Origin of the sequence: Microcoleus sp. N9_A2 (assembly GCF_036701775.1) — a bacterium.
GTDB lineage: Bacteria > Cyanobacteriota > Cyanobacteriia > Cyanobacteriales > Microcoleaceae > Microcoleus.
Genome location: NZ_JAUBRH010000083.1, coordinates 1 through 23,396 on the forward strand (window position 1 = coordinate 1; position 23,396 = coordinate 23,396).

At 47.4% G+C, this 23,396-nt stretch carries 25 protein-coding genes and 2 pseudogenes; 10 read left to right on the forward strand and 17 right to left on the reverse strand.

Annotated elements, in window-relative coordinates:
* Positions 1-59 precede the first annotated feature (59 nt).
* Together QUA44_RS27745 and QUA44_RS27750 are read right to left on the reverse strand one after the other, a co-directional pair.
* A complete protein-coding gene (locus QUA44_RS27745) occupies positions 60-344 on the reverse strand; it encodes a DUF7689 domain-containing protein (RefSeq protein ID WP_333256865.1) in 285 nt (94 codons plus the stop codon).
* Position 345: 1 nt separating this feature from the next.
* Positions 346-825, reverse strand: coding sequence for a hypothetical protein (locus QUA44_RS27750; RefSeq protein WP_333256868.1), 480 nt, complete (start codon positions 823-825; stop codon positions 346-348).
* A 167-nt stretch (positions 826-992) separates the two neighbouring features.
* Between QUA44_RS27750 and QUA44_RS27755 the strand changes: the two genes are divergently transcribed.
* The 4 genes from QUA44_RS27755 to QUA44_RS27770 all read left to right on the forward strand — a co-directional run bounded on the left by QUA44_RS27755 (position 993) and on the right by QUA44_RS27770 (position 5,126).
* Positions 993-2,195 carry an SPFH domain-containing protein gene (locus tag QUA44_RS27755; protein WP_333256871.1) on the forward strand — a complete coding sequence of 401 codons (1,203 nt, stop codon included), beginning with the start codon at positions 993-995 and terminating at the stop codon, positions 2,193-2,195.
* 381 nt (positions 2,196-2,576) lie between these two features.
* Complete coding sequence (locus QUA44_RS27760) at positions 2,577-2,891, forward strand: YkvA family protein (protein ID WP_333256874.1); 315 nt, start codon at positions 2,577-2,579, stop codon at positions 2,889-2,891.
* A 267-nt stretch (positions 2,892-3,158) separates the two neighbouring features.
* Positions 3,159-4,199 carry a UDP-3-O-(3-hydroxymyristoyl)glucosamine N-acyltransferase gene (gene lpxD, locus QUA44_RS27765; RefSeq protein ID WP_333256877.1) on the forward strand — a complete coding sequence of 347 codons (1,041 nt, stop codon included), beginning with the start codon at positions 3,159-3,161 and terminating at the stop codon, positions 4,197-4,199.
* Positions 4,200-4,256: 57 nt separating this feature from the next.
* Positions 4,257-5,126, forward strand: a complete 870-nt coding sequence (locus QUA44_RS27770) for a type II CAAX endopeptidase family protein (RefSeq protein ID WP_333256880.1) — start codon at positions 4,257-4,259, stop codon at positions 5,124-5,126.
* A gap of 153 nt (positions 5,127-5,279) precedes the next feature.
* On the opposite strand, the gene cbiE is transcribed toward QUA44_RS27770, so the two are convergent.
* From cbiE to QUA44_RS27785, 3 genes are all read right to left on the reverse strand, one after another.
* Entirely contained in the window at positions 5,280-6,584 is a 1,305-nt protein-coding gene (cbiE, locus tag QUA44_RS27775) for a precorrin-6y C5,15-methyltransferase (decarboxylating) subunit CbiE (RefSeq protein WP_333256883.1), read from the reverse strand.
* Between the two features lie 99 nt (positions 6,585-6,683).
* On the reverse strand, positions 6,684-6,971 hold the full coding sequence (locus QUA44_RS27780; RefSeq protein WP_333256886.1) for a hypothetical protein: 288 nt from the start codon (positions 6,969-6,971) through the stop codon (positions 6,684-6,686).
* Positions 6,961-7,701, reverse strand: a complete 741-nt coding sequence (locus tag QUA44_RS27785) for a DUF1868 domain-containing protein (RefSeq protein ID WP_333256906.1) — start codon at positions 7,699-7,701, stop codon at positions 6,961-6,963. Before QUA44_RS27785 ends, QUA44_RS27780 begins: the two co-directional genes overlap by 11 nt.
* 176 nt (positions 7,702-7,877) lie before the next feature.
* Here QUA44_RS27785 and holA point away from each other — a divergent pair, with 176 nt between their 5' ends.
* The 3 genes and pseudogenes from holA to QUA44_RS27800 all read left to right on the forward strand — a co-directional run.
* Positions 7,878-8,858, forward strand: a complete 981-nt coding sequence (holA, locus tag QUA44_RS27790; RefSeq protein ID WP_333256889.1) for a DNA polymerase III subunit delta — start codon at positions 7,878-7,880, stop codon at positions 8,856-8,858.
* 229 nt (positions 8,859-9,087) lie between these two features.
* The gene (locus tag QUA44_RS27795; protein ID WP_333256891.1) at positions 9,088-10,080 is read left to right on the forward strand and encodes a hypothetical protein; all 993 of its coding nucleotides are present in this window, start codon (positions 9,088-9,090) and stop codon (positions 10,078-10,080) included.
* 384 nt (positions 10,081-10,464) lie between these two features.
* Positions 10,465-10,882, forward strand: a pseudogene (locus QUA44_RS27800) (IS1 family transposase); the annotation flags it as partial.
* A gap of 303 nt (positions 10,883-11,185) precedes the next feature.
* On the opposite strand, the gene QUA44_RS27805 reads toward QUA44_RS27800, so the two are convergent.
* The 9 genes from QUA44_RS27805 to QUA44_RS27845 all read right to left on the reverse strand — a co-directional run bounded on the left by QUA44_RS27805 (position 11,186) and on the right by QUA44_RS27845 (position 18,950).
* Positions 11,186-11,851 carry a Na(+)/H(+) antiporter subunit B gene (locus QUA44_RS27805; protein WP_333256909.1) on the reverse strand — a complete coding sequence of 222 codons (666 nt, stop codon included), beginning with the start codon at positions 11,849-11,851 and terminating at the stop codon, positions 11,186-11,188.
* Positions 11,851-12,438, reverse strand: a complete 588-nt coding sequence (locus QUA44_RS27810; RefSeq protein WP_333256894.1) for a DUF4040 domain-containing protein — start codon at positions 12,436-12,438, stop codon at positions 11,851-11,853. The genes QUA44_RS27805 and QUA44_RS27810 overlap by 1 nt, the downstream gene beginning before the upstream one ends.
* Positions 12,428-12,715: a monovalent cation/H(+) antiporter subunit G gene (locus QUA44_RS27815; RefSeq protein ID WP_333256897.1), complete on the reverse strand. Its 288-nt coding sequence runs from the start codon at positions 12,713-12,715 to the stop codon at positions 12,428-12,430. Before QUA44_RS27815 ends, QUA44_RS27810 begins: the two co-directional genes overlap by 11 nt.
* Positions 12,712-12,942, reverse strand: a complete 231-nt coding sequence (locus QUA44_RS27820) for a hypothetical protein (protein ID WP_333256911.1) — start codon at positions 12,940-12,942, stop codon at positions 12,712-12,714. The genes QUA44_RS27815 and QUA44_RS27820 overlap by 4 nt, the downstream gene beginning before the upstream one ends.
* Before the next feature lie 149 nt (positions 12,943-13,091).
* Entirely contained in the window at positions 13,092-13,475 is a 384-nt protein-coding gene (locus QUA44_RS27825) for a Na+/H+ antiporter subunit E (RefSeq protein ID WP_333206841.1), read from the reverse strand.
* On the reverse strand, positions 13,472-14,902 hold the full coding sequence (locus QUA44_RS27830) for a cation:proton antiporter (protein ID WP_333256900.1): 1,431 nt from the start codon (positions 14,900-14,902) through the stop codon (positions 13,472-13,474). Before QUA44_RS27830 ends, QUA44_RS27825 begins: the two co-directional genes overlap by 4 nt.
* A complete protein-coding gene (locus tag QUA44_RS27835; protein WP_333256903.1) occupies positions 14,899-15,234 on the reverse strand; it encodes a cation:proton antiporter subunit C in 336 nt (111 codons plus the stop codon). The genes QUA44_RS27830 and QUA44_RS27835 overlap by 4 nt, the downstream gene beginning before the upstream one ends.
* A 481-nt stretch (positions 15,235-15,715) precedes the next feature.
* The gene (locus QUA44_RS27840) at positions 15,716-16,981 is read right to left on the reverse strand and encodes an ABC transporter permease (protein ID WP_333257357.1); all 1,266 of its coding nucleotides are present in this window, start codon (positions 16,979-16,981) and stop codon (positions 15,716-15,718) included.
* Between the two features lie 148 nt (positions 16,982-17,129).
* Positions 17,130-18,950, reverse strand: a complete 1,821-nt coding sequence (locus QUA44_RS27845; RefSeq protein WP_333257355.1) for an efflux RND transporter periplasmic adaptor subunit — start codon at positions 18,948-18,950, stop codon at positions 17,130-17,132.
* Between the two features lie 182 nt (positions 18,951-19,132).
* On the opposite strand from QUA44_RS27845, the gene QUA44_RS27850 reads away from it, so the two are divergent.
* From QUA44_RS27850 to QUA44_RS27860, 3 genes are read left to right on the forward strand one after another with little or no spacing between them, the layout of a single operon-like run.
* Positions 19,133-19,393 (forward strand): hypothetical protein, encoded by a 261-nt coding sequence (locus tag QUA44_RS27850; protein ID WP_333257352.1) that lies wholly within the window; start codon positions 19,133-19,135, stop codon positions 19,391-19,393.
* 9 nt (positions 19,394-19,402) lie between these two features.
* Positions 19,403-19,783, forward strand: coding sequence for a PIN domain-containing protein (locus tag QUA44_RS27855; protein WP_333257349.1), 381 nt, complete (start codon positions 19,403-19,405; stop codon positions 19,781-19,783).
* A 38-nt stretch (positions 19,784-19,821) separates the two neighbouring features.
* Complete coding sequence (locus QUA44_RS27860; protein ID WP_333257347.1) at positions 19,822-20,169, forward strand: BrnA antitoxin family protein; 348 nt, start codon at positions 19,822-19,824, stop codon at positions 20,167-20,169.
* 24 nt (positions 20,170-20,193) lie between these two features.
* Here QUA44_RS27860 and QUA44_RS27865 read toward each other — a convergent pair whose 3' ends face one another.
* The 3 genes and pseudogenes from QUA44_RS27865 to QUA44_RS27875 form a co-directional block, all read right to left on the reverse strand.
* Positions 20,194-21,462 carry a pitrilysin family protein gene (locus tag QUA44_RS27865; RefSeq protein ID WP_333257360.1) on the reverse strand — a complete coding sequence of 423 codons (1,269 nt, stop codon included), beginning with the start codon at positions 21,460-21,462 and terminating at the stop codon, positions 20,194-20,196.
* A 262-nt stretch (positions 21,463-21,724) separates the two neighbouring features.
* Positions 21,725-22,990, reverse strand: a complete 1,266-nt coding sequence (locus QUA44_RS27870; RefSeq protein ID WP_333257344.1) for a pitrilysin family protein — start codon at positions 22,988-22,990, stop codon at positions 21,725-21,727.
* Positions 22,991-23,150: 160 nt separating this feature from the next.
* Positions 23,151-23,330 (reverse strand): annotated as a pseudogene (locus tag QUA44_RS27875) (transposase); the annotation flags it as partial.
* Positions 23,331-23,396 lie beyond the last annotated feature (66 nt).

Genomic DNA, 23,396 nt, shown 5'->3' on the forward strand with positions numbered 1-23,396 from the left:
TTTCCTATTTTATGACACTTTGTGTACTCTGCTTACTTTTTTTTCTCTGCTACCCCTACTTATTGAGCGGATACTATTTTTTCATATCCAGGTTCTAATGTGTCGCCATTACAAATTTCATATCCCAGCGTTTTATAGGCCAGAATATATGCTTCTAGCGTCTCCTCTTGCGGCACGCCATCTGGCCAATAAAATTGCTCTCCCGGTATTGGTTGCCACCATCGATCATCTTCGCCAGCAGCCCAAGCAAAGCAGTTATATTCCTCTGACTTTAGACTGGTAACTTGATAATCAGTGTGAGACAAATTCTGCCATTTAATTTCAAGTTCAGGTCTTCTATACATTCTATTCAATCGCATAGCCTTGATTTTTACCCCACTCTATCCAAGCTGATGCCATTTGTTTGACTCTTCCTTTTTGTTCTGCTTTGATGGGATTTGTACCTGTAATTGCACTCAATGCTGCGAACCAGTAAAGGGGATTTTTTTTCAGTTCTGATAGCAGTAGTGGTACAATTGGATTTCCCATATTAATAATTTCCTGATATGCAGGATGCTGAGACATTCGGTTTGTCGAAGACATTCCAGCAACTTCTCTTTGCCACTGCTCGGCAAGGTGATAAAATTTGTTAACTACCACTGAGTCTAATTCAGCATTTTTCTTTGGGATATCTGTGGCAGTATGTGGAGAGGAAGCTTCTCGTTTTGCAAGCACGTTTTCCAAACCCATTAAGACTAACTCTTCTATTGATACATTCAGATCGACAGCGACTTTTTGTAGTTTCAGCAGGCGCTCATCTGAAATGGCGATCGTGATGGTGTTCATCTCGCTTACAAACTAGGATGATTTCTTAAGTGTAGCAAATAAATTATAGTTGCTATAAAAATCAAATTTTGATCAATAATTTCATAAAGTATAGCAAATAAATTCTAGATCCAAACTAGATCCAGTACGTGCTGAATCGGGACTCGTGGAGGCGTAAAGTATAGAAGTTGCGGAACCGGCACACCGATCGCCCGATCGCCCCCCAGCAATTTGTTACCCTAAAAGTAGAATCAAACCTCCCTCAACTGCATCCCATGAACAACGCCTCTCCCCTAATTCAAACCGTCACCCCAGAACGCTGGGCCGGGTTTAGTATGGACTTTATCGGGGCGGGTTACACGGGGCTGTTGGTCAAAAACGGCCGCGCCGTACGTACCCTGAAATCTGGGCGGCATTTCAGCTTCGCCCTTCCCCTGCTGGAACAGTGTCAAATTGTCCTCGTAGACACCAAACTCCGCAATTTGGACGTGCAATCCCACGGAGATTTCTTGTCTAAGGACAGATTTTTAATTGATGCGACTCTGACGGTTATTTATCAAGTTATAGATCCGAAACGAGTAGCTTTGGAATTGTCCGATCCTCTAGCTGTTTTAGCAAGTGCAGTTAAGGATTGTCTGGGATTAGCGATCGGGCAAATTCCCCTGCAACAGCTTATCAGTCAAGGACGGCTGTTGCTGCGCCAAAATTTGCTCGATCGCGTTCAAGACTTTTATACACTCGGTTTTAACTTAGAAGACGTGCGAATTGGCGATGTCAGCTTTCCCGAAACCAACGGAGTGATTCGCCAAGTTGAGGGAATGAGTGCCCGACAAGAAGCAGAAAATGCCGCCGCGCTGCAAATGAGAATTGCCGAAGCCGGCCGCCCGATTGTTCCTCAATCTCCCGTACAGCAGTTAAACTTAATTTCAGGTAATTCTCCTGCGAGTCTTCCCGCTTCTGACACAGCAGCAGCGTTCGATCGCGATTTGCAACAACTGACAGAACAACTCGCTCAAAACAGTCTCCCACCTGCGAGGAATTCACCTTCACTTGCACCGACGGTACTCGCAAGCAGCGATCGCCAAACAACCGCATATTTAATCTACAAACTTTCTGGAGAGGCGATCGCCCTAACAGCCAATCCCTTTACAATTGGACGCGAACCAACCAACACTTTAGTATTACAAGACCCGCAAAGTTCGCGCTACCACGCTCAAATCCGCCGCGCCACTGACGAAATTGGCAAACAGCGATATCAGCTTGTTGATAGCGGCAGTTCCAACGGCACTTTTGTGGGTGGGCAGAGGCTGGCTGCTAACGAGCCTTTTTGGCTGCCAAATGGTTGCGAAATTGCGATCGGCGATCAAAAATGGGTGTTTCAAGATTCGTGATTGAAAGATATGAAGATTTTTTTAAACAGCAGATAAACACAGATAAATCCCATCAGCGTTTATCTGTGTTTATCTGCTGACATCTGCGGTTGAAAAATCCCAATCTAAGTAACTTGCTTTAATCACGATATACAAGTAATAGATGAATATGGTTTTAAACAGGAGATAAACACAGATTAATCCCATCGCCTTTCATCTGTCAGGTTTCTGTAGGGGCGTTGTCAAGAGTCCCCGCCTTTGGGACACAGATTGACAAATTCTCCCTCCCCAATTCCTCATACTCCCAGGTAGAAGTCTCTTCCCAATCTTAGGGGGGATATCTCCACAAGCGTTTCGAGCGATAATTTGTCAAGATTGAAAATATAACGAGAGGACAACCACATGAACTTTTCTATACAATCTGTTTACAACTGGTATCGCGACACGCTCCGCAACCCCAAGTACCGCTGGTGGATTATTCTGGGAACCCTGGCATATCTGGTAAGCCCGATCGACATTGCACCAGATTTTCTCCCCGTCGTCGGACAAATTGACGATGTGGCGATCGCAGTCTTGCTGATTTCCGAAGTGTCCCAAATGGCGATCGACTACTTTAAATCCCGCCAAACAGAGACAGCCACAGCATCCGAAGCCACCGGCAGCCCTTCTGAAGCCAAAGGCAGCACCGTTGACGTAGATGCAGTTTCCGTACAATAGACCTTTTGCAAAATCCTTTTCCTCAATTGATGGGACGGGCAAGATGCCCATCCCACAAGAAAAAATAACTCTTGTGGGATGGGCATCTTGCCCGTCCTAATTATTTTTGCAAGAGGTCTAATAATTGCCAAAAATAATCGATCGCTACAACCCCGACTTCTTCAAGAAATCGGGGTTTTTGTTTTTTAAATGGCAACTGCTCAGATCGTGCTCCAAAACTGGTAATTTTAACTATGGTCAATCTGTGTTAACAACAAATTTTTATAGATGAAGTTTAGCGAAATATTACAAAAACTTAAGTTAGCCACCAGTCGCACCCTCACAGCGTCGGTTGCTACCGATCCAGAAATTACAGGCGCGGCCCCAGTCGATGAAGCTGCATCTGGCACAATCAGTTACATAGAAGGTGCTAAATTTGCCGTTCATACAGCCACTACAAATGCTTCGGCTTTAATTTTACCCTTAGATGAAAGCCTCCAAGCTCAATGTACCGATCGCAATATTGCTTGGATTGCCGCAGCAGATCCGCGATTGCTGTTTGCTGAAACGATCGCCATTTTCTATCAACCGTTTCGCCCAGCATCCGAAATTCATCCCTCAGCCGTCGTTCACCTCTCAGCAGAAATTGGTGAAAATGTCTATATCGGCCCCCACGTCGTTATTCAAGCAAAAGTCAAAATTGGCAGCAACGTTTGCATTCATCCAAATGTCGTAATTTACCCAGATTCGGTAATTGGCGAAGGCACTGTTTTACACGCTAACTGTGTCATCCACGAACGTACTCGCATCGGGGCAAATTGCGTGATTCACAGCGGTGCGGCGATCGGTTCCGAAGGTTTTGGGTTCGTGCCGACAGCCACAGGATGGGTAAAAATGGAGCAGTCTGGCTGCACGGTATTAGAAGAGGGCGTTGAGGTTGGCTGCAACAGCACGATCGACAGGCCCGCTGTAGGAGAAACCCGCATCGGTCAGAATACAAAAATCGACAATTTAGTACACGTAGGTCATGGCTGTCAAGTCGGGAAAAATTGCGCGTTTGCCGCTCACGTTGGCATGGCTGGGGGAGTAAAAATTGGCAACAATGTAATTTTGGCAGGTCAAGTGGGAATTGCTAATCAAGCCAAAATCGGAGATGGGGCGATCGCTACTGCTAAAGCCGGAATTCACAGTGATGTTGCAGCAGGGGCGATCGTGACGGGCGTTCCAGCAATTCCGCATAAACTATTTCTCAAAGCCGCAGCCGTCTACAACCGCTTGCCCGAAATGTACCAGTCTCTGAGGCAAATTCAGCGCAAGCTCGATCGGTAGTCAGTTGGCAGTTGGCAGTTTTCAGTTGGCAGTTGGCAGTTGTTATTAGTTATTAAAATGTGGCATCACCTAAACAACCTGCGATTGATGTCGCAGTCAATACCAGCAATTGTCAAAGTAATTGTTTTTTTATCAACTTGGATTTGTGTGTGGTTGCCCATAGCGATTGTGCTGGCGATCGCCCTCAAATGGCATCCACCCCAACCCCTGGGAAACAAAAAACTACCTTTACTAGCTTCCCTCTACGTGATTGTCCCCTTCATTTTATGGGCGACAAGTTGGATCGAAAACACGTCTTGTACTAACTGGGGTTGGGATTGGCAACCCGCAGTTTTGATGTCATTACTGCGGGGATTGGGATTAGGAATAATCAGCTTAGTAATTTTATTCAGCCTGCAATTAACCGCAGGCTGGATCGAGCTACAAATGGGGGAAATTTCCACCGAAACAGGCGAAAAAAATAATAATTTTTGGGCCTTAATTTTTAACCCTGCTAGTCTGCTGACTCTGTTATTAGGACTGTGGATTAGCGCCACAGAAGAGTTGATATTTCGCGGCTGTTTGCAAACAATACTCCAGCAAGATTACTCAATACTAATCGCAGGTGCGATCGCCAGTTTCATTTTTGCGATCGCCCACCTAATTTGGGCCGCCAAAGAAACTCTACCGCAACTCCCAGGATTGTGGCTGATGGGCATGGTTTTAACCTTAGCCCGCATCGCCGACAATAGCAGTTTAGGATTGGCGATCGGCATTCACGCAGCTTGGATTTGGGGTATAACTACCTTAGATACAGCGCAAGCAATTAAACCTACTTCTACCGTACCCGAATGGATTACAGGAATTGCCGCAAAACCCCTAGCCGGTGCAGCCGGAATATTGCTACTGCTAGCAACAGCAGCCGTACTTTTGTTAATTAAAAATTAAAACCTAATACCCCAAACCCCTTTAAAATTACCTATTCTCTTCCTCTCTTCCTCCGCGCCCTCTGCGCCCTCTGCGGTAAAAAAAAAGATTAGATTCAATAAAGGAACAAAACATAGATAACACAGCCATTAATCTGCAGTTAAAAATCAGACATTAATTCAAATGTCGATCGATCGTCACAATCGAAACCGGATTCAGCGCGTCAAAACGAGTCAAATTGCCCGCATTTACAGAACGCGACAACTGCACCTGCACGATTCGGTAACTCCAGTGCGGTTCCCGGCGCACCCGATCGCCCATCCAGCTCAAAACAGTAGCAATATCCTCAAAAGCATCCAAAGCCAGCACGATCGAGCCTCCAGGAAGCAGCCGCAGCGCGCAAACGCCCAAAATTTTAGTCAACCCTCCGCCACTACCGCCAATAAAAATCCGGTGCGGAGGACGCAAGCGGTGCAAGATTTCCGGGGCGGTTCCGTAAATCGAGAACACATTTTGCAGCCCAAAACGGCCGTAGTTGAACTCGATCGCACAAGTACCAGAAATTGTTTGTTCGATCGCATATACTTCAGACTGCGGGAATAAACGAGCAATCTCGATCGACACAGAACCATTACCAGCACCCACATCCCAGACAACTTGTCCCGGTTGCAAAGCCAATTGTCCCAGCACCAACACCCGCACTTCCCGTTCAACTGTCAAACCCGGCTTATTGCCACAACCGATAAAAGCTGCATCCGGTATTCCCAACAAAGGCAACTTTTCCAAATCCAAAGGTTCTGCCCTCGGCGGGGACTCCCGCAGCATCACAACCACACTCAGCGGTGCAAAAGACTCTCCCAGCAAAGCTGACACAGAACGCAGGCCCACCCGCTCGTCAGCAGACCCCAAATTTTCGCAAACCCAAAACTCGTAGCGTGTAGGCAAATTTAGAGCTTTCACCAAATTTGCCAGGGCCGCCGGAGTATGAGTTTCGTCTGCGAGCACCGCAATTTTCTCGACACCGAGTTTGAGTTTTGCCGTCAGTTCCTCAAAATAACGTCCTTGAGAGCCAACAAAATGAGCGTCTTGCCAAGGGATTTGCAAGCGATTAAAAGCCAACTGCACAGAACTGACGTGGGGGTGAAAAGTCAATTTTTCTGCCGGCAATTGGGCAATTAACAACTTTCCCCAGCCGTAAAACAGCGGGTCGCCGGCCACTAAAATTACGATCGGTCGATCGCGGGGTTCCACCGTCCCCGCAGAGGGTTCTAATTCCGGTTCAGTCGCCCACCAGCGCCGAATTTCCAGAATTGCTTCGGTCAAATCTTCCAACGCCCAGCGCTCTCCGTCGTGCTGGGGAAAATAGCTCAAATGGATCTCGCTCCCTATTAGCAGAGCGGCCATTTCTACAACCTGCCGCGCCGATTCGCTCAGCCCAGCAGCTCCATCTAAACCTATACCAACAACGTGTACTGTCACTTTTTAAGCAAAAAGTAAAAAACCAGAATTACTGATTTTTCCTGGTTTTTCATAAATTTTTTCCTTGACTTTGTTACCAAGCCAGAATAATGAAAGCATTTAATCGGCAATATCCTGACTCTTGAAACAGAGGGAAGAGTGGGAGAGTGGGAGAGGGAAGAGTGGGAGAGTGGGAGAGTGGAAGAGTGGGAGAGTGGGAGAGTGGGAAAATATGCTCTCTTGCTTCTTCCGTCTTCCGTCTTCCGTCTTCCGTCTTCCGTCTTCCGTCTTCCTGAAATCCGTTACATCCGTTACATAATCCGTTACAAAATCCGTTGCTAATACATCCGTTACATCCGTTACATCCGTTACATAATCCGTTGCCGAACTTCCTTCGTTAAAACTCAAAAACAGGCCAGTCCGGTTGCCGGAGGTAGGTAGCCATGTCCTCAAACTTCCGCAGTTCTACTCGTTGTACGGACAGTTCTTGCGGCGTGTCCAGCCATTGCTCGTTTAACTCCGACAGCAAAGCGCACAAGCGATCGCGGTCTAGGTTCGGCCCGATGTCCCCAAAATAAGCCAGAGTAATGTGGGCCGTAAAATGATATTGCTGTTCAATTCCCAAAGCCATTAAATCGGGATTTTGATAGATCGATCGGCGAAACTCCAGAATTTGCTTGTAAGAGTTTTCGTCCGTCGGTGCCAAACAAACACCCACAGCTCTAGTCATCACCATCAACCCCAGCACTATCCAGCGAATGGGAGCGCCGCCAGCCAAGGGTTTGCAGGCGGCAAAACCATCGGCCATGCGCGAGCGCAGTTGCTCCTCAAATTCGGGATTATTATCAGAGGCATCTCGAAAAGCGCTGCTCCAAATCAAATCGGCTACGGTTAAATGGAAGCTATCAGGAGGCAGTGCCACAAGCGCACCCTCCCCTATTTCCTGCAATAGCCGTTGTTGGCTCGATTGCAAATTACTATAAAATGCAGCATTTTCTGCATCTTCCCCTGCAGGCGGCGTAATAACTGAATAACCTGGAAAAGGTACAGGATCTCTCCGGCCTGCTTCGTCGGGCTTAAATTTGGGAGATTCCTGAATGTGTTCCACCTGGGACTTGTAGGAGTCCAGCAGCGTCATTCGCGCCACCCGATTTACGTAAGCTTGATAAGTATCATCCAATCTTGATTTCCTCGCGGTGACAAACTCCCACACCAAATTTTATATTATGGCGCGGGCTTCCAACAGTCCTATTCAGGATATGTTGGACAAGGCTCGCGTGCAACTCTGATTTTTTGGGCTAGTGAGCGTTTTTTATGCAACTTTACCTGTTTTGGGGGGAAGACGACTTTGCGATGGCGCAGGCTGTGACAAGTTTGCGCCAAACAGTCCTCGACCCCAACTGGGCTAGTTTTAACTATGACAAGATTATTGCCGATCGAGCCGATGCTGTGGTCGAAGGGCTCGATCGAGCCTTAACGCCCCCCTTCGGTACCGGCAGCCGTTTTGTCTGGCTGGCAAATACGACTTTAACGCAGCAGTGTTCTCCAGAACTGTTGGCCCAATTGGAACGAACACTGCCAGTGATTCCCCCTACCACCGTGCTGCTGCTGACAGCAGTCAAAAAACCCGACAGCCGGCTCAAATCTACCAAGTTACTCGTCAAGTCCGACGCCGAAGTGCGGGAATTTTCACCGATTCCGCCTTGGAATGACAAAGAATTAGCCCAGCGGGTGCGCCAAGTCGCTGGCGAAATGAATGTAAAATTGACAGCCACAGCGATCGAACTTTTGGCCACATCCATCGGCAGCGATACCCGTCAGCTATACAGCGAACTCGAAAAATTGCTGTTGTTTGCCGGCAACCGCAGCCAACCTCTCAACCCGGAGGAAGTCGCCGCACTGGTACACTGCCACGCCCAGAATACCTTCCAGCTAGCCGATGCGATTCGCGAGGGCAATACCTCCGCCGCTTTAGATTTATTGGCGGGCTTAACGGCCCGCAGCGAGCCTGGTTTGAGGATTGTGGCGGGCTTGACTGGTAAGTTTCGGATTTGGCTGTGGGTAAAGGCGATGATCCAAGCGGGCGATCGCGATGATAAAATTGCTCAAGCTCTAGATCTCGGCAATCCGAAACGAGTATACTATTTTCGTCAAGAAGTCAAGAACGCCAGCTTAGAAAAACTGCAAAAAAGTTTACCCTTGCTGCTAGACTTAGAGGCTTCTTTAAAACGGGGGCGAGAAGAAATCTCAACCCTGCAAACCAAAGTTATAGAACTTTCTAGCTTGTTTCGCTGATGCGCGACAGGGCACAGGAGCGGCATCTTACTGTAAATTTTTACAACAAATTTCGATAGCGCCTATGTGCTTGATGTCGGCTCGCGGGCCAAAAGGTCAATAGATACTAGAAATACTCTCAGAATGCCAAAGTAGAAGTTAATGTGGTAAATAAATATTGTCCGCCGAATGCCGATCGGTTAATATTATTTGCCGGCTCTCCACCCCCCCCAAAAAAAGAGCGCTACCCATGACACAACAGAACCCGCGGGAACTGCTCAAGCAGGGCGATCCAAAAGCGATCGCATCTAGCATCAACCGTACACTCAAACCCAAAGGCATCAACGCCGATGTGACGCGGGACAACGGCTGCCTCCACATAATTCTGGAGGCAGACAAAGTACCGGATCAAATGGTATTGGTCGATTTCATCCGCACCGGCATGACGAAGCTGGGACTCGAATCAATTCACACTGTAAAGGTTTACGGGCGTCGAACAGGTGACGGCTCGCCTGCGTGGGAAGATGAAATTGATCTGATGCCTGCGGAGCCAATGCTTTACGGATCAGAAAGTGGAATGCCTGACGACTCTGTAGGTATACATGATGTCGAGCCAGAAGGCGAAGACTATTATCAAGAGGGAGAATTCGATCGAGATGACGACGAGGAAGACGAAGACGAAGACGAAGATCAAGCCCCACCTCCGAAAAAACAATTTCCCAAATGGGTAATACCTGTGGGTATCCTAGTACCTCTGGCGGCGATCGCAGCAGGGCTTTTCTTTACTAACACTTTCCCCTTCGGCGACTCGAACCCAGAACCCATCGCCCCCGAAGCTGCTTCCCCCTCCCCCCAACCCTCATCTCCCCCTTCTAAAGCCGCTGCATCCTCTCCAGCCGCATCTTCGGGCACCCCACAGGCAGCCTCCCCTGCACCAAAACCCGCTCCCACTGCTGCTGCACCAGCAAGCCCAGCTCCAGCTTCTCCTGCACCAAAAGCCGCCGCGCCTAAGCCTGACTCTTGGAGAGAAGCCGTTAACACAGCTCAGAAGGCAGCAATTTCGGCCCAGAAGGCTCAGTCTCAAAATGAGTGGATCGCAGTAGCAAGCGAGTGGCAGCAAGCGGTTAAGCTCATGAGAGCCGTGCCGTCAACCAGCCCCAACTATCAAAAGGCTCAGCAAAAAGCGTCAGAGTATCAGGCTAATCTGATTGTTGCCAACCGCAGGGCGGCGGCAGCGCCTTAAGAGTTTTGAGTTTTGAGTTGAATACTCGAGGTGCTAAAAGTCAAAAGTCAAAAGCCAAAAGCCAAAAGTAAAAAACTTGTTTTTACTGAAAGCTTTCTTACTTTTGACTTTTTTTAATTTTATTAAAATTTCATTTAAGCTGTCGCGCATTTAAATTGCATATTCGAGGCGGGCAGGACGCCCAGCCCACTAATTGTTTGATTTTTTTTTAACAGACAATTTAAATGCCGCAACATCTGAAAAATGGTCAGAAAAAAGTTGACAGTTGACAGTTGACAGAAAAAAGTTGACAGTTGACAGTTGACCTCTACCTGGAAGGAAGAGGATTGAAGTAATGAATAGTCTTCTTTTAATTTCTCCCTAAAAGGGAGAGGCTTTAAACCAATTCTTTCTGGTAAACAGAATTATATTTGTGTCGGTTGTGGCAGACAATTTATAGATTGCTATCAACCTCATAAAGGTTACTCTTCAGAGGTTAAACGTGAATGTCTCAAAATGTATGTCAATGGTATGGGTTTTCGAGCAATTGAGAGAGTCAAAAATGTGCATCATACGACCCTCATTAATTGGGTCAAACAAGTAGGAAAACTTTTGCCAGATTTTTATGACGTAGAAACAACTCCCGAAGTGGGAGAATTAGATGAATTAGAAACATTTGTGGGCTCAAAAAAAACTTGCACCTGGTTATGGACATCAGTAAATCATTTTAAACCAGGTATTCTAGGATGGGTTTTAGGCGACCGAGCGTGCAAAAACCTTTGAACCACTATGGGGGATTGTTAATAAATAGAAATGCCATTTTTAGGTGACAGATGGGTGGAAAGTTTACCCGCAGTTTATTCCCGATGAAGATCAGATTCAGCAGCGCCGGAATTACTTACCAAAAGCAAAGAAACCGGGTTTTTGACCGTTTCTGCGGGTGTAACGCGTCTTTTCAGCAAAAAAACCCGGTTTCTGACTACTCGTGCGTCAGCCTTATAAACGTAAAATATCGTTTACGGTTGTTGCTGAATGATTAAACCGCAGAGAACACAGAGGACACTGAGTCAGAGAATGAGAGAGATGAATAATTTCGATGTCAATGGATTTGAGATCGGAACATTTGTCATAGCAATCCGCGATAGCGAATAAACACCAACATCACCGCCCACGATCCTAATGCGACTTTGACTGCAACCAGGATATTGAGCAAGGGGAGAATGCCACCGCTGAAAAGTGTGCCTAACTCTCCGTGCGGTAACTCATATCCTGACAGAGTGATAACGGACAATACAATGAAAACAAGTACCGAAACCTTCTCCAAAGTCGCGGCGTGCCAGCGCTGGTAGATTTCTTGCATCCACTGCGGTGATGAGGTAATCGCCACCAAGCCGATCGCAGTTCCCCCCGCTACACCCGCCGCAAAACCGCCCCCTGGACTTAAATGCCCGCGAATTGCTAGTTCGATACCCACCAACGCAGCAATCGTCGCTCCCAATCGCGCCAAAATAATCGATGGTTGATCGGTAAACTGATATATGGCGCAGGACGGCTTTTCATTGGCTAGCATAAAGCTTGCACCCAAGATGGCGATCGTAAATACCACGACTTCAAAGATCGTGTCGTACAGCCGATTTCGCAAAATGATACCGGAAACCGCATTGGATACTCCACTATCTTGAACAACCAATTCGACGATCGAACTTTGCTGCGATAAGTCCATTGTTGGATTGGCGATTAGCAGCATTTTGACAAACAGCGCTATCCCTGATAAAAAGTAAACCCACTTCATCAATGCTTGTCCTCTGCGTCTGGTGTATTTACATAGGTTAGGGTTGTCCCCGGTGATGAAAGTTCGGTTTGCATGATGTCGTAGACACGCCGAACTCTGATTGCGGTGTTATAAAGTTGCGCTTCGCCGCTGTGTTCTAGTTGGTCTTGTGGGGAACAAGCTGCATGAACTTCTTTTTCCATCAGCGCCCGCTGCAATGCCTGTGTAGTCGCATAGGGAACCAGTTCCAGGCGCATATGGCGTTTCTGAAAAACTGTGCGGATGTCATCTATCAGTTGCTTAAAATGACCTGCGGTTTTGTCGTTTGGTATAGCATCGTCCTCAATCCCGTCTTCGATGACACCCAGACGCAGCACGAGGGATGAACGCACCGTCACTGCATAAAGTGTAATCGCGAGTAGAGTACCCATCAAGGCTTCGGTCAAGCCCACATCCCCCGCCCCTAGAATTGTATACACCAAGGCGGCGATCGCTCCCAATACCCCCCGCAGTAGCAATGCGTGGTATGGATTGACCTGAAATACCACCATACCACCAGCTAAGGGTAGCAGAGCGACGAGGACATAAATGTAGCTATTATCGTTCATAGTCAGTCCCTGTTTTGGAACAATAGGCCAACACATATCCCAGCATTGTGTTCCAGATTGCTAAGCAAATGATCGCCAGAATCAGCAGCGGCCATTTACTGGGTATTTTCAGCAGCAATCCGACGACGATCAACATTGACCCAAGCGTATCTGCTACCGAAAGACTGTGCAGTTTATACAAAACCGATCGCTTGCCCAGTAGGAAAGAAGTACCCCAAAACCAGAAAAAAATCCCTATACCGATGCAGGTATAGCTCAATACATCTATTACGATCATGCTTCACTGATACGTTTGATTATTTGTGCCAACAACATCAATCCAGCATTACCCACACTGAGGATAATCGCCGCCACCACACCGATCATCCAATCATCGCGCCAGACGGATATGACGAGAGCGATAATTGCCGTTTTCGTCGAAATACTGGCAAAGGCCAACATTGTTTGCCAGATATCATGATCTTTCCATACCTCGTACATGGGTATGAGCAGAGCCAGAATCATCGCAATTAGAATCAAGTTGTTCAAGTTGTTCAATGCTGTACCCTCCTGATTGTTTGCTGACTTAGCTAAATAGGAATTACTGATTTCTCCCCGCTCTTCCTCTGCGTTCTCTGCGTTCTCTGCGGTTAAAAAATCCTAAAAAACTTCAGCTAATTACTCGAAGTCCGCCGCACTCGGTGTACTTCGTAAAAACCCTCTTCGTGATATTTCACAACAATCGTCTTAGGAGTAAAAGTGATCAGGAAGACATCTAGGAAGATCAGCAAGGGCGATCGATGATTTGGCACTTTTTCCATGATCACATCTTCGTGCCTATGGGGACGGAGGATGAGTTCAAAAGCTTCTATATAAGCTATCGGAATCGCCATGAAGATTTTACCCAACACCCCCAACCATTCCCTCAAAGGTTCCGGGGGTGCGTAGCTGCGCGGCAAGAGGAAAGCAATGATGAAGCCGATCGCAATATTTGCCAAACTAAAATCGGCAGTGAGTAGAAACCAGATGGTCAGTCTTAATATTAGCTGTCCAATCATGTTGAGAATGCCATCCAGAATAGTAGGAGCGAAATCAAGCTCATAAAACCGACCAAATGATCGAATTGTTCAAGCATACGTGGCAGTTTGATTGCCGTGCGTTGAAAAATTAGAAAATAGGCTAACCAACCAACACCGATGATGGCGATCGCCTTAAGCATATTTTCCAGCGTATATGCCTGAACATCAAAAGCATTGGCTGCAATCAGCCCACCTAGCAACAGCAACACCGCAGGCCAAAAACCGGGTTTGGCTGCTGTTTGTCCGCCACGGGGTAGAAAGATGAATTTAGCAAAAGAGATTGCTGTTCCGACTGCTGCGAGATTCATCGCGATCGCTTGCCAGGAACCCAAATTCTTCACCGTTAACGTCTTTGCCCCAAAGCCAACCAACATGGGAAAGCCAGAGATTGATAAGCTAGCTATGACTAAGGCAATCCAGATCTTGGTATCGATCGGCTTCTGTTTCAATTCTTTCAGATTACGACTCGGTAACGATCCTGCAATCAGAAACAGCGACGATTTCACCAAACCGTGTGCCAGCGCATAAAACCCACCAACTTCCGGTGCAGCGAGGATAAAGCCCAACTGCGAAACCGTGTGAAAAGCCAACATCCGTTTGCTATCTTTTTCTAAAACCGCACAGAACACGCCCAGCAGCGCCGTCCCGACTCCGAAAATCTGGACGATGGGTGCCACCTCGTCCACCATCAGCGCACAGCGCACGAGGGGATATACCCCAGCTTTAACGACAATTCCCGACAGCAAAGCCGACACTGGAGTTTCTGATTCCGAGTGAGTTAAGGGCAGCCACAACCCGGATACAAACACGCCTCCTTTGACCAATAGTCCCATAAAAATCAGAGCGATCGCCTCTGGGGGCGCTGCACCCAATCCGGCAAAACTAAACGAATAACTTGCCTTATAAACCAACACGGCACCGACTAGATAAAACAGCATTGCCGTGTTGCTAATAAATAGATAGCGCAAAGCCACCCAAATCGCTCGATCGGTGCGAGGATAGGCAATCAAGAGAAACGCCGCAATCCCGCTGACCTCTAATGCCACATATAAACTGATAAAGTCCGTAGAGGCAAAGGCTGCATTCAGACTGCCGTGCACCATCAGAATCTGTGCATAGAAAAATGCCGACTTATCTGTGGGCCAACAATAGATAACAACCGCCGCCGTGACTAAGGCATTGGTTAAGATAAAGTAGCCGCTCAAGCTATCGACTAGCAAAGTCACGCTGAAATTATCCAGTAACTTCAGCGTCACCGCTGACGGCATCGTAAAAAGCTCGGCTGCAAAAGCAGCAGATACAATCGCTCCTAATATTGCGAGATACTTGTCAAGCTTGGGAATTAAATAAATAGTAAACCCGACAAAAAATGGGAATGCAATCCAGGCGATCGTCAGGGTATTCATGGGGTGTTATTCATCTCGATTTCGTTACTTTCCAATGTCGGATTATCTCGTGCCAGCTTCATCACACCGACCAGCATTAAAGCCTGAATCGAAAAGCCGATCACGATCGCCGTTAAGATCACCGCCTGGGGAACCGGATCGGCGTAAGCGACATTTTTCCCCTTTGAAATAATTGGTGTCAGCAAGCCTTCTCGCGATGCCACCACCACGTAATAGGCTATAACCCCTGTACTCATGACATCCATACAGACGATTTTCATGATCAGGTTCTTTTTAAAGATGATACCAAAAAATCCGCAAAATACTGTTGCCAATACCAATGCTTCTAACATGGAAATTGCGTGTTGGATAAGGGGTTTTGGTTATTATATTTGAATTAATGTATATTATTTTCTAATGGGGCTCAGAAATTTTCTAGCCCTTAAAGGCTCTGAAAAGCTGTCTAGGTAAGGGAAAGAGTTGGATGTCCCGTCAGAGCTGAAACCCTTGTCAATGCAAGTCTGAGTCCAATTAAAACTCAAACCCTTTACCTGTCAATGTTTGCAGCGATTTTTGACGTTATTTTTTTCTAAGTCGCGTTAGCGAATATGTGGGCGACAACGAAGTCCGATCGTCCATCAAACGCGGTTTCAGACCACTCGTGCGTCCAGGAGTGTTCAATAGACCTCTTGCAAAAGTCCTTTTCATAAATTTATTGGACGGGCTCTTCGGCCCATCCCACAAGAAAAAATAACTCTTGTGGGATGGGCCGAAGAGCCCGTCCTAGTTATTTTTGCAAGAGGTCTAATTTAACTGGGGCGAACGTCACTAAGTTCAATCATTCCGCAAAGCTGCGATCGGATCTAAGCGCGCCGCATTCCTCGCCGGAAGCACTCCAGCCAACAAGCCCACACTAAAGGATAGCCCAAAACCGGCCGCGATCGACCATACAGAAACCACAAACGGAAATTTGAACGCTGTCGAAGCCCCAAAGGCGATCGCAACTCCCAACCCAATACCCGCCGTTCCCCCCACCGTGGAAACTAAAATTGATTCCGCCATAAATTGAATTAGAATTGCTGCATTAGTAGCGCCTACCGCTTTGCGAATCCCGATTTCCTTAGTACGTTCCACAACAGATACCAACATAATATTAGCAATACCGATGCCGCCAACCACCAAAGAAATTCCGGCGATCGCTCCGATCATAACCGTAAATAAACCGATCACATTGCTGAAAGTATTAACTATCTCAGCTTGATTGACAACTCGAAAATCATCCGGTTGTGGCGGATAAATATTGTGGCGCAGGCGCATGATATTTTCCACTTGAAATTGAGCATCCGCTAAATCCGCTTCGCCCGCAGTTTCCAACCAAAAACCCGATATCGCAATCCCCGCTAAAGAATTTCTCCCCACAATCCGCGAAGACATATTTTTGAGGGGAATATACACTCGATCGTCCTGATCGGTTCCCCCTACAGACCCCTTGCTTTCCATCACTCCAATGACCTTGTAGCGGTTTCCCTGAATGCGAATATCGGAGGATAGCGCATTAGCTCCGGCTCCAAAAAGTTCGTCCCGCACCTTAGAACCGAGGACAACTACTGGCTCAGCAGCATTCAATTCATCCTCGTTAAAAAACCGTCCTTGTTGAGGTTGAATGTTCTTGACATCTGGATAGTTTAAATCTGTTCCCAAAATAGCAGTAAATGAATTTTGTCCGCCATAAACGACTTGCACTTGGCGCTGCAAATAAGCCGAAATTGCCTTAACTGCCGGTGCTTGTTTGCCGATCGCCCTAGCGTCATCCCAAGTAAGGGTAGTAGCAGAACCGCTTCCCTGACTGACACCGCCCGATCGCGAAGCGCCGGATAAAACCAACAGCACATTTGTACCCAAAGCTTTTAACTGTTCTTCAGTTGATTTTTGCACTCCCTGTCCCACCGAAGTAATGGCAATTACCGAAGATATCCCAATAATTACGCCCAGCATGGTTAAACTGGTACGCAATTTGTTATTCCACAGCGCTTCTGTCGCCATGAACGCGATTTGAACGTTAGAGATTTTGTTGATAGCTGGGCGAGTCTTTAATTTCATTAGGTAGTTGGGTATTGGTAATGCCTAGTTGGTGGGGATTAAGATTTTTTTTAACCGCAGAGAGCGCAGAGAGCGCAGAGGGAGAGAAGAAGGAGATCGATAATTAATTGGTGTATGGGTGTTGTGCTTTCCTTTTTCATTTTTCCCACTAACGCAAGCGGGTTCCGCCACCTGGTTGCAAACCCGGAATTCCACCCGATGATGGATTTTGGGATCTAGGCCGCAATCCGGGGGGTAAACTAAGCAGCACTTTTTCATTTCCTTTCAAACCCGATCGCACTTCCGTCTTATCATCCACCGTCATACCAGTCTTAATCGGCATAAAAGCAGGTTTACCATCTTCTCCACCGGGAACAAAAACCCCCGTTTCCCTTTGTTGGCGCACAATTGCCGCAGTCGGGACTACCAAAACATTTTTGAGTTCACCAGCCTTAAACTCAACATTCACATTCATGCCCGATCGCAGCATTTGTTTATCATCATTAATAATTGCCGCTTTTACCTCAAAACTTGTCACATTTTGCTGGACGATCGACTGAGGCGAAATTTGAGTGATTTTACCTGCAAAAGTCTTGTCCGCAAAAGCATCAGCTTGAATAGACGCAGCCTGGCCGATCTGAATCTGAGAAATATTAGTTTCTGCTACGTTTGCTACTAATTGATTTTTGGAAGCTAAGGACAAAATCGAAGAAGAAGTCGCCGAAGAAACCGCACTACCTGCCGTCGTGGGAGTCACAAAAGCGCCCGGATCTGCGTACTTGCGCGTGACAGTGCCGGTGAAAGGAGCCCGTAGCACAGTGTCGTTAATCTGCGCTTGAACGCTTTGCAGGCTGCCTCTAGCGGCGAGAACTTGAGCGCGGGCTTGGGCGATGTCTTCCGGGCGAGAACCGGCTTCTAGTAGCGCCAAAGCTTGCTGTTTTTGCTCGACTGCGGCCTGCCCCGCAGCGATGTCTTCCGGGCGTGCGCCCGATCGCGCCAGGGCCAAAGCTTGCCGTTTTTGCTCCACAGCAGCCCGCCCTGCAGCGATGTCTTCCGGGCGTGCGCCCGATCGCGCCAGGGTCAAAGCTTGCCGTTTTTGCTCCACAGCAGCCCGCGCCGAAGCGATTTCTTCAGGGCGAGCACCCGCTTGCAGCAAAGCTACAGCTTGTTCGGCTTGTCTGACTTGCGTTTGAGATCGATCGCGCGCGGTGCGGGAGTTGTTGACAATTTGCAAAGCAATGGCTCCGGCATTATAGAGTTCCTGATTTCTCTGAAAGTCTTCCTCAGCTTGGTTTTTGGCGTATTCGGCATCTCTGAGTTGGGCGATCGCTTGGGCGATGTCTTCAGGTCGATTGCCCTTGAGCAATTTTTGTAAATTTGCCTGTTGTTCAGCTAATTGTGCCTCGGCTACGGCAATATCCTGGCTTCGATTGCCGTTGAGCAATTTTTGCAACGTTGCCTGTTGCTCTGCCACTTGTGCCTCAGCTACAGCAATGTCTTGGGTTCGATTGCCGTTGAGCAATTTTTCCAGACTTGCCTGTTGTTCTGCTAACACTGCCTTAGCCACAGCAATGTCCTGGGTTCGAGTGCCGTTGAGCAATTTTTGCAGGTTTGCTTCCGCGGCTGCGAGTTGTCCGCGAGTTTGGGTAAGTTGCCCTTGGAGGTTGGAGTCGTCCATGTAGGCGAGAATCTGCCCTTTTTCAACGCTGTCTCCTTCCTTGACGAGCAAACTTTTGAGAACTCCTGAAGTTTTGGGGCTGACGTTAACGGAACGTTCGGGCACAATTGTGCCGTTTGCCGAAATTGCGATCGGCAAGTTCACCCTTTGGACAGCAACGGTTTTTTCCTTGCGTCTGGTTTCGCGGTTTGATTTGACTGCGAGTTGGCTGTAAGCTGTGTAGCCGACTCCTGCAAGCAGGGAAGCGGCGAGGAGTCCGCTGAGCCAGGGAGTCAGCTCTTTTTTTATCTGAAAGTGCTTTACGAAGTACATATCAATTAGACCTGATGGGTCTGTCTTGAATTTAGACCGATCGGGAACAGAAAAGGTTCAATTGAAGTCTGGTTGTGTTTTTTTTTGTTGTGCCGTTATGTGCAGGTATCTTCGGATAATTTTGGATAATGAGGAAATCAGCTAGGATTAATTGAGAATCTCGATCGATGAGGAACGGAAAAATGAGTATTCAATTAGAGTTGCCGCCTGAGTTAGAAAGTCAACTGTCTAATGAAGCCTTGCTGCTAAACCTACCTTTATCTGAGTACATCCTACGTGTTTTATCGCTCAGGCAAGTTCTGAGCAACCCACCTAAAACTGGAGCAGAGCTTGTTGCTTACTGGCAAAGCGAAGGAGTCATCAACTCACGACCTGATATCACCGATAGTCAAGTATATGCTCGAAACCTGCGCCATCAGGCAGAAACACGGACGCGGACATAAGAAATGCCAATGTATCTTTTAGACACAGATGTTTTAATTGATATTCAACGGGGTCATGCACCTGCAATTGCTTGGTTTTCGAGTCTTTCAGATATACCTAGTGTTCCCGGTTTTGTTGTCATGGAGCTAATCCAAGACTCTCAGAATATGCAGCAAGTTCGTAAAGCTCTTCAATTGGTTGCACCATTACCAATAATTTGGGCAACTGAAGCTGATTGTGCCTGTGCGTTGTCAGATTTCACAACTTACCATTTGTCAAACAGTCTGGGATTGCTTGATGCTTTGATTGCCGCCTGTGCTGTGGGACGAGGTTTAACGCTTTGCACATTTAACGTTAAACATTATCGAGTTGTCCCAAATCTTTTGACAGCACAGCCTTATGCACGTTAACCGCAACCTAATCATTTCAGCGCGAAGAGCTAACCGTTATGAGCAGAAACGATTTGAACATTACCTCCGGTACTAACTGGGCAGCTTTAGAGTCAAGATCGGAAGAGAATATCGACTACTCAGATATTCCACCGCTGACAGATGAATTTTTTGAACGATCGACTTTACGTATTCCAGCAGCTCTAGCCGACAACTTAGTTCAGCTCGATCCAGATATCAAGCAGTGGTTTGAGGCTCAAGGAGAACAGTATAAAACTCTAATTAACAACGTTTTACGCCAATATATAGAGAACAACAAAACTCAGCATAACCTGATTAGCACCCTGCGTTGCAACGGACGACGAGCAAAGTCTTTTTATCTGCGATCGCATCGATCGAACTTTTGAAAAGTTCGATCGCCAATTGCCTCCTTAACAAACAGCCACTACACCCAATTCTGTAATCGCCGCCTCCGGGCCCACCAAAGAAACATACGGTTCGATGAAGTATTTCTTAGCAGCAGCCCGCGCTTGTGAAGCTGTCACCTGTGCAATTTCTTCTTGAAATTGCTGGTCAAATTTAATTCCCAATCCCAAAATTTCATACCAACCTAAAACTTGGGCAATTTGCGAATTAGTTTGTTTTCCTAAAGCATATTGACCGAGCATCTTATTCTTGCAAGCTTGCAATTCTTCCTCGCTTAGTTGGATGCTGGTGAGTCGATCGACTTCTGCGCGCAATCCTTCAAAAGCAGTCGTTGTATTTTCCGGCGCCGTACCCATGTACACGACAAACTGAGCCGTGTCCAAGCGCGTCGCGTAGACCGCAGAAACGTCGTAAGCCAAGCCCCGCTTTTCCCGCAATTCCACAAACAATCGGCTCGACAAACCGTTACCCAAATAAGTATTCAGCAACTTAATCGCTGCATAGTCAGGATTTTTGACAGAGGGTGCGAGGTAGCCCAGCATAATCACTGATTGCTGCGTATCTTGCGCCGTAACGACCGATTCAGGGGAGGGGGAGAGAGGGGGGACGGTTAAAGTTGGTAGGGGTGTTAAAGGCGCTTTCCAGTCGCCAAAAGTTCGATCGATCAGGGCGATCGCATCTTCGGTCGATATTCGGCCGGCTACAGAAATAACTACATTATCGGGACGGAAATAGGTTTTGTGGAACTGTTCGATCTCGTTTCTGGTGAGCTTTGACATAGTAGCTTCCGTACCCAAGGGAGAGAAAGCATAGGGATGTTCCTGGTACATCGAGTGCCGCAATTGCTCGAAGGCGATCGCAAATGGCTGTTCTTGTTGCGATCGAATTGCCGATATGGCAATGCGGCGTTCGAGTTCGACTTCAGCTTCCGGGAAAGTCGGCGATCTCGTCAATTGCGCCGCCAACTCCAAAATCTCCTCAAAATCCGCAGAAACCGTCTTCAAACTCACTAAAAAATAGTCTGTAGTAGAGTCGGCACTCAACCTCGCTCCCACCGATTCTACACGCTCGGCAATTTCCAGCGAAGACAGCCGATCGGTTCCCTTAGTCATTACCGCCGACAGCAAGTGACACAATCCTGCTTGTTCCGGCTGCACGTAGCGACTGCCGGCCCGCAGGAATATCCTAGCTGCAATAATATCTGCTGCTGGATTTTCTGCTGCTAGGACAACAATACCGTTGTCTAAAACCGTGCGCTGGATTTCATTTTTCATTGAATTCTTTGTTAACTGTTGACTGTTGACTGTTGACTGTTGACTGTTGACTGTTGACTGTTGACTGTTAGTCATGATTATTCGTAGGATCGGTAGAGCGTGAGCGTTACCGATCATCCGATTTGAGATTGGCGATTTGAGATTTTAGATTGAGGGACTAATCTCAAATTTCCAATTAATAGACTGGGTTTCATGTCTCAACCCAACCTAGTTGCTGTTAACAGTGAACAGTCAACAGTGAACAGTCAACAGTGAACTATTATTAGATTGGTTTTAGCACAACAGCCGTATAGCGTCGGGGAGAGAGATATTGTCGAGCTAGGCGCTGGAGGTCTAATGGCCCAAATGCTTTAATCCTGGTGGGATAGCTGAGCGCTAATTCGGCAGTGGCGATCGTATTGTAATATCCGTAAAGACCCGCTAGCTGTCCCGGCGTTTCGAGCGAGAAAGCAAAATCGTTGCACAGCAAACGCTTACAGCGGAGCAATTCTACCTCGGAAACCGGCTCAGACTGCAATTGCCAAAGTCGATCGCAAATCCGAGATTCCACCTGTTCGACATCCTTCGCGTCCAAGACTGCACTGATAGTAAATAAACTCGATTCCCGTTGCAGCGAGAAAGTGCTCTCGATCCCCTCTACCAATTGTAATTCTTCCCGCAGTTCCCTGACTAAACGCGAAGTCCGCCCGTCTGCAAGCAACACCGACAGCAAATCCAAGCCGCAAGCACTTTGCAAATGTTCCACTCCCGGGCCCGTCCAGGCCATCATCAGCCGGGCTTGTTCCAATCGGGGGAGACAGAGTTCCTGACGGCGAATTTCTATCAGTGGCGGTTCCGCCTCTGCGGTTAATTGGGGACAATCCCACCGCTCAGAAAACTGCTCAAATGCTTTCCCAGTAACATCTCTGGCCTGTTGTTCATCAATTCCCCCGACTATCACCACAGTCATATTTTCCGGCTGATAATGCGATCGGTGGAAACAGCGCATTTCGTGGGGAGTTCGCGACATCAGCAGCTCTTCCGTACCCAATACCGATCGCCTGTAGGGATGTCGCTGGTAAACTGTTTCCATCATGGCTTGGAAACCCAGCCAATCGGGATTGTCTTGAGCTTGGCGGATTTCTTCTAGCACCACATCTCGCTCGCGATCGAATTCCCGATCGGGAATCGAGGCCCGCAGCAGCAATTCTGCCAGCGGCTGCGCGGTTTCTGCTAAATAATCGGCCGCAGCGTTGACGAAAAAATGCGCGTAGTCGTGACTTGTAGCTGCGTTGGCGACACCGCCGCGATTTTCGATTACCTGGTCAAATTCTCCAGGGGCGATCGAATCCGTCCCTTTAAATATCATGTGTTCTAGAAAATGAGCCATTCCTGACCAAGAATCCGGCTCCAGCGTAGCGCCAGCCCTCACCCACACGTCTAGGGCGACCACGGGTGTGGCCGAAATCCGCTGGTGAATTACCGTTAACCCGTTGTTGAGCTTCCAGACATTGGCTGGGAACTCTAAAGCAGTGAGCAGTTGAGACAAGCTAGTTATTCTTAAACTTTAGTTAACTTCGGCTGCAACTATGGTAGCGCTTTACAGCTCTGCGATCGGGATTAATTGATACAGAAATCATCACTCATCTGCCATTCATCCTTACTCATCTGTTGTTTTTTGCTTTTTGCTTTTTTTGGCTCTTCCGTACTTATTGTGCTAATTTTTTAGGAAAATGCCAAAAAAGTAATGCCCGTATTTCAAAATTTCTCAAATTTCTCAATCCAAAACCACACCTTTTTAATAGCTTTAATTTAGTATTAATTCCCTCTACTATCCCATTAGTTGTTCTTTCTTCAAAATACCCCACAATCTCTCCCAACTGAGATCTTGCACCATTCTCAATTAGCCATACTGCCAACCACTAACAGTGATGTCAAAACCCTGCTGACGAGCT

Coding starts and splice junctions, on each gene's coding strand:
- QUA44_RS27760 (WP_333256874.1), top strand. CDS start 2,577: ATGAACTTTTCTATACAATCTGTTTACAACTGGTATCGCGACACGCTC.
- QUA44_RS27805 (WP_333256909.1), bottom strand. CDS start 11,851: ATGAAGTGGGTTTACTTTTTATCAGGGATAGCGCTGTTTGTCAAAATG.
- QUA44_RS27850 (WP_333257352.1), top strand. CDS start 19,133: ATGAGTATTCAATTAGAGTTGCCGCCTGAGTTAGAAAGTCAACTGTCT.
- QUA44_RS27810 (WP_333256894.1), bottom strand. CDS start 12,438: ATGAACGATAATAGCTACATTTATGTCCTCGTCGCTCTGCTACCCTTA.
- QUA44_RS27770 (WP_333256880.1), top strand. CDS start 4,257: ATGTGGCATCACCTAAACAACCTGCGATTGATGTCGCAGTCAATACCA.
- QUA44_RS27840 (WP_333257357.1), bottom strand. CDS start 16,981: ATGAAATTAAAGACTCGCCCAGCTATCAACAAAATCTCTAACGTTCAA.
- QUA44_RS27865 (WP_333257360.1), bottom strand. CDS start 21,462: ATGAAAAATGAAATCCAGCGCACGGTTTTAGACAACGGTATTGTTGTC.
- QUA44_RS27830 (WP_333256900.1), bottom strand. CDS start 14,902: ATGAATACCCTGACGATCGCCTGGATTGCATTCCCATTTTTTGTCGGG.
- QUA44_RS27815 (WP_333256897.1), bottom strand. CDS start 12,715: ATGATCGTAATAGATGTATTGAGCTATACCTGCATCGGTATAGGGATT.
- QUA44_RS27860 (WP_333257347.1), top strand. CDS start 19,822: ATGAGCAGAAACGATTTGAACATTACCTCCGGTACTAACTGGGCAGCT.
- QUA44_RS27745 (WP_333256865.1), bottom strand. CDS start 344: ATGTATAGAAGACCTGAACTTGAAATTAAATGGCAGAATTTGTCTCAC.
- QUA44_RS27795 (WP_333256891.1), top strand. CDS start 9,088: ATGACACAACAGAACCCGCGGGAACTGCTCAAGCAGGGCGATCCAAAA.
- QUA44_RS27750 (WP_333256868.1), bottom strand. CDS start 825: ATGAACACCATCACGATCGCCATTTCAGATGAGCGCCTGCTGAAACTA.
- QUA44_RS27820 (WP_333256911.1), bottom strand. CDS start 12,942: ATGATTCTGGCTCTGCTCATACCCATGTACGAGGTATGGAAAGATCAT.
- QUA44_RS27845 (WP_333257355.1), bottom strand. CDS start 18,950: ATGTACTTCGTAAAGCACTTTCAGATAAAAAAAGAGCTGACTCCCTGG.
- holA (WP_333256889.1), top strand. CDS start 7,878: ATGCAACTTTACCTGTTTTGGGGGGAAGACGACTTTGCGATGGCGCAG.
- lpxD (WP_333256877.1), top strand. CDS start 3,159: ATGAAGTTTAGCGAAATATTACAAAAACTTAAGTTAGCCACCAGTCGC.
- QUA44_RS27835 (WP_333256903.1), bottom strand. CDS start 15,234: ATGTTAGAAGCATTGGTATTGGCAACAGTATTTTGCGGATTTTTTGGT.
- QUA44_RS27825 (WP_333206841.1), bottom strand. CDS start 13,475: ATGATTGGACAGCTAATATTAAGACTGACCATCTGGTTTCTACTCACT.
- QUA44_RS27785 (WP_333256906.1), bottom strand. CDS start 7,701: ATGACGCTGCTGGACTCCTACAAGTCCCAGGTGGAACACATTCAGGAA.
- QUA44_RS27855 (WP_333257349.1), top strand. CDS start 19,403: ATGTATCTTTTAGACACAGATGTTTTAATTGATATTCAACGGGGTCAT.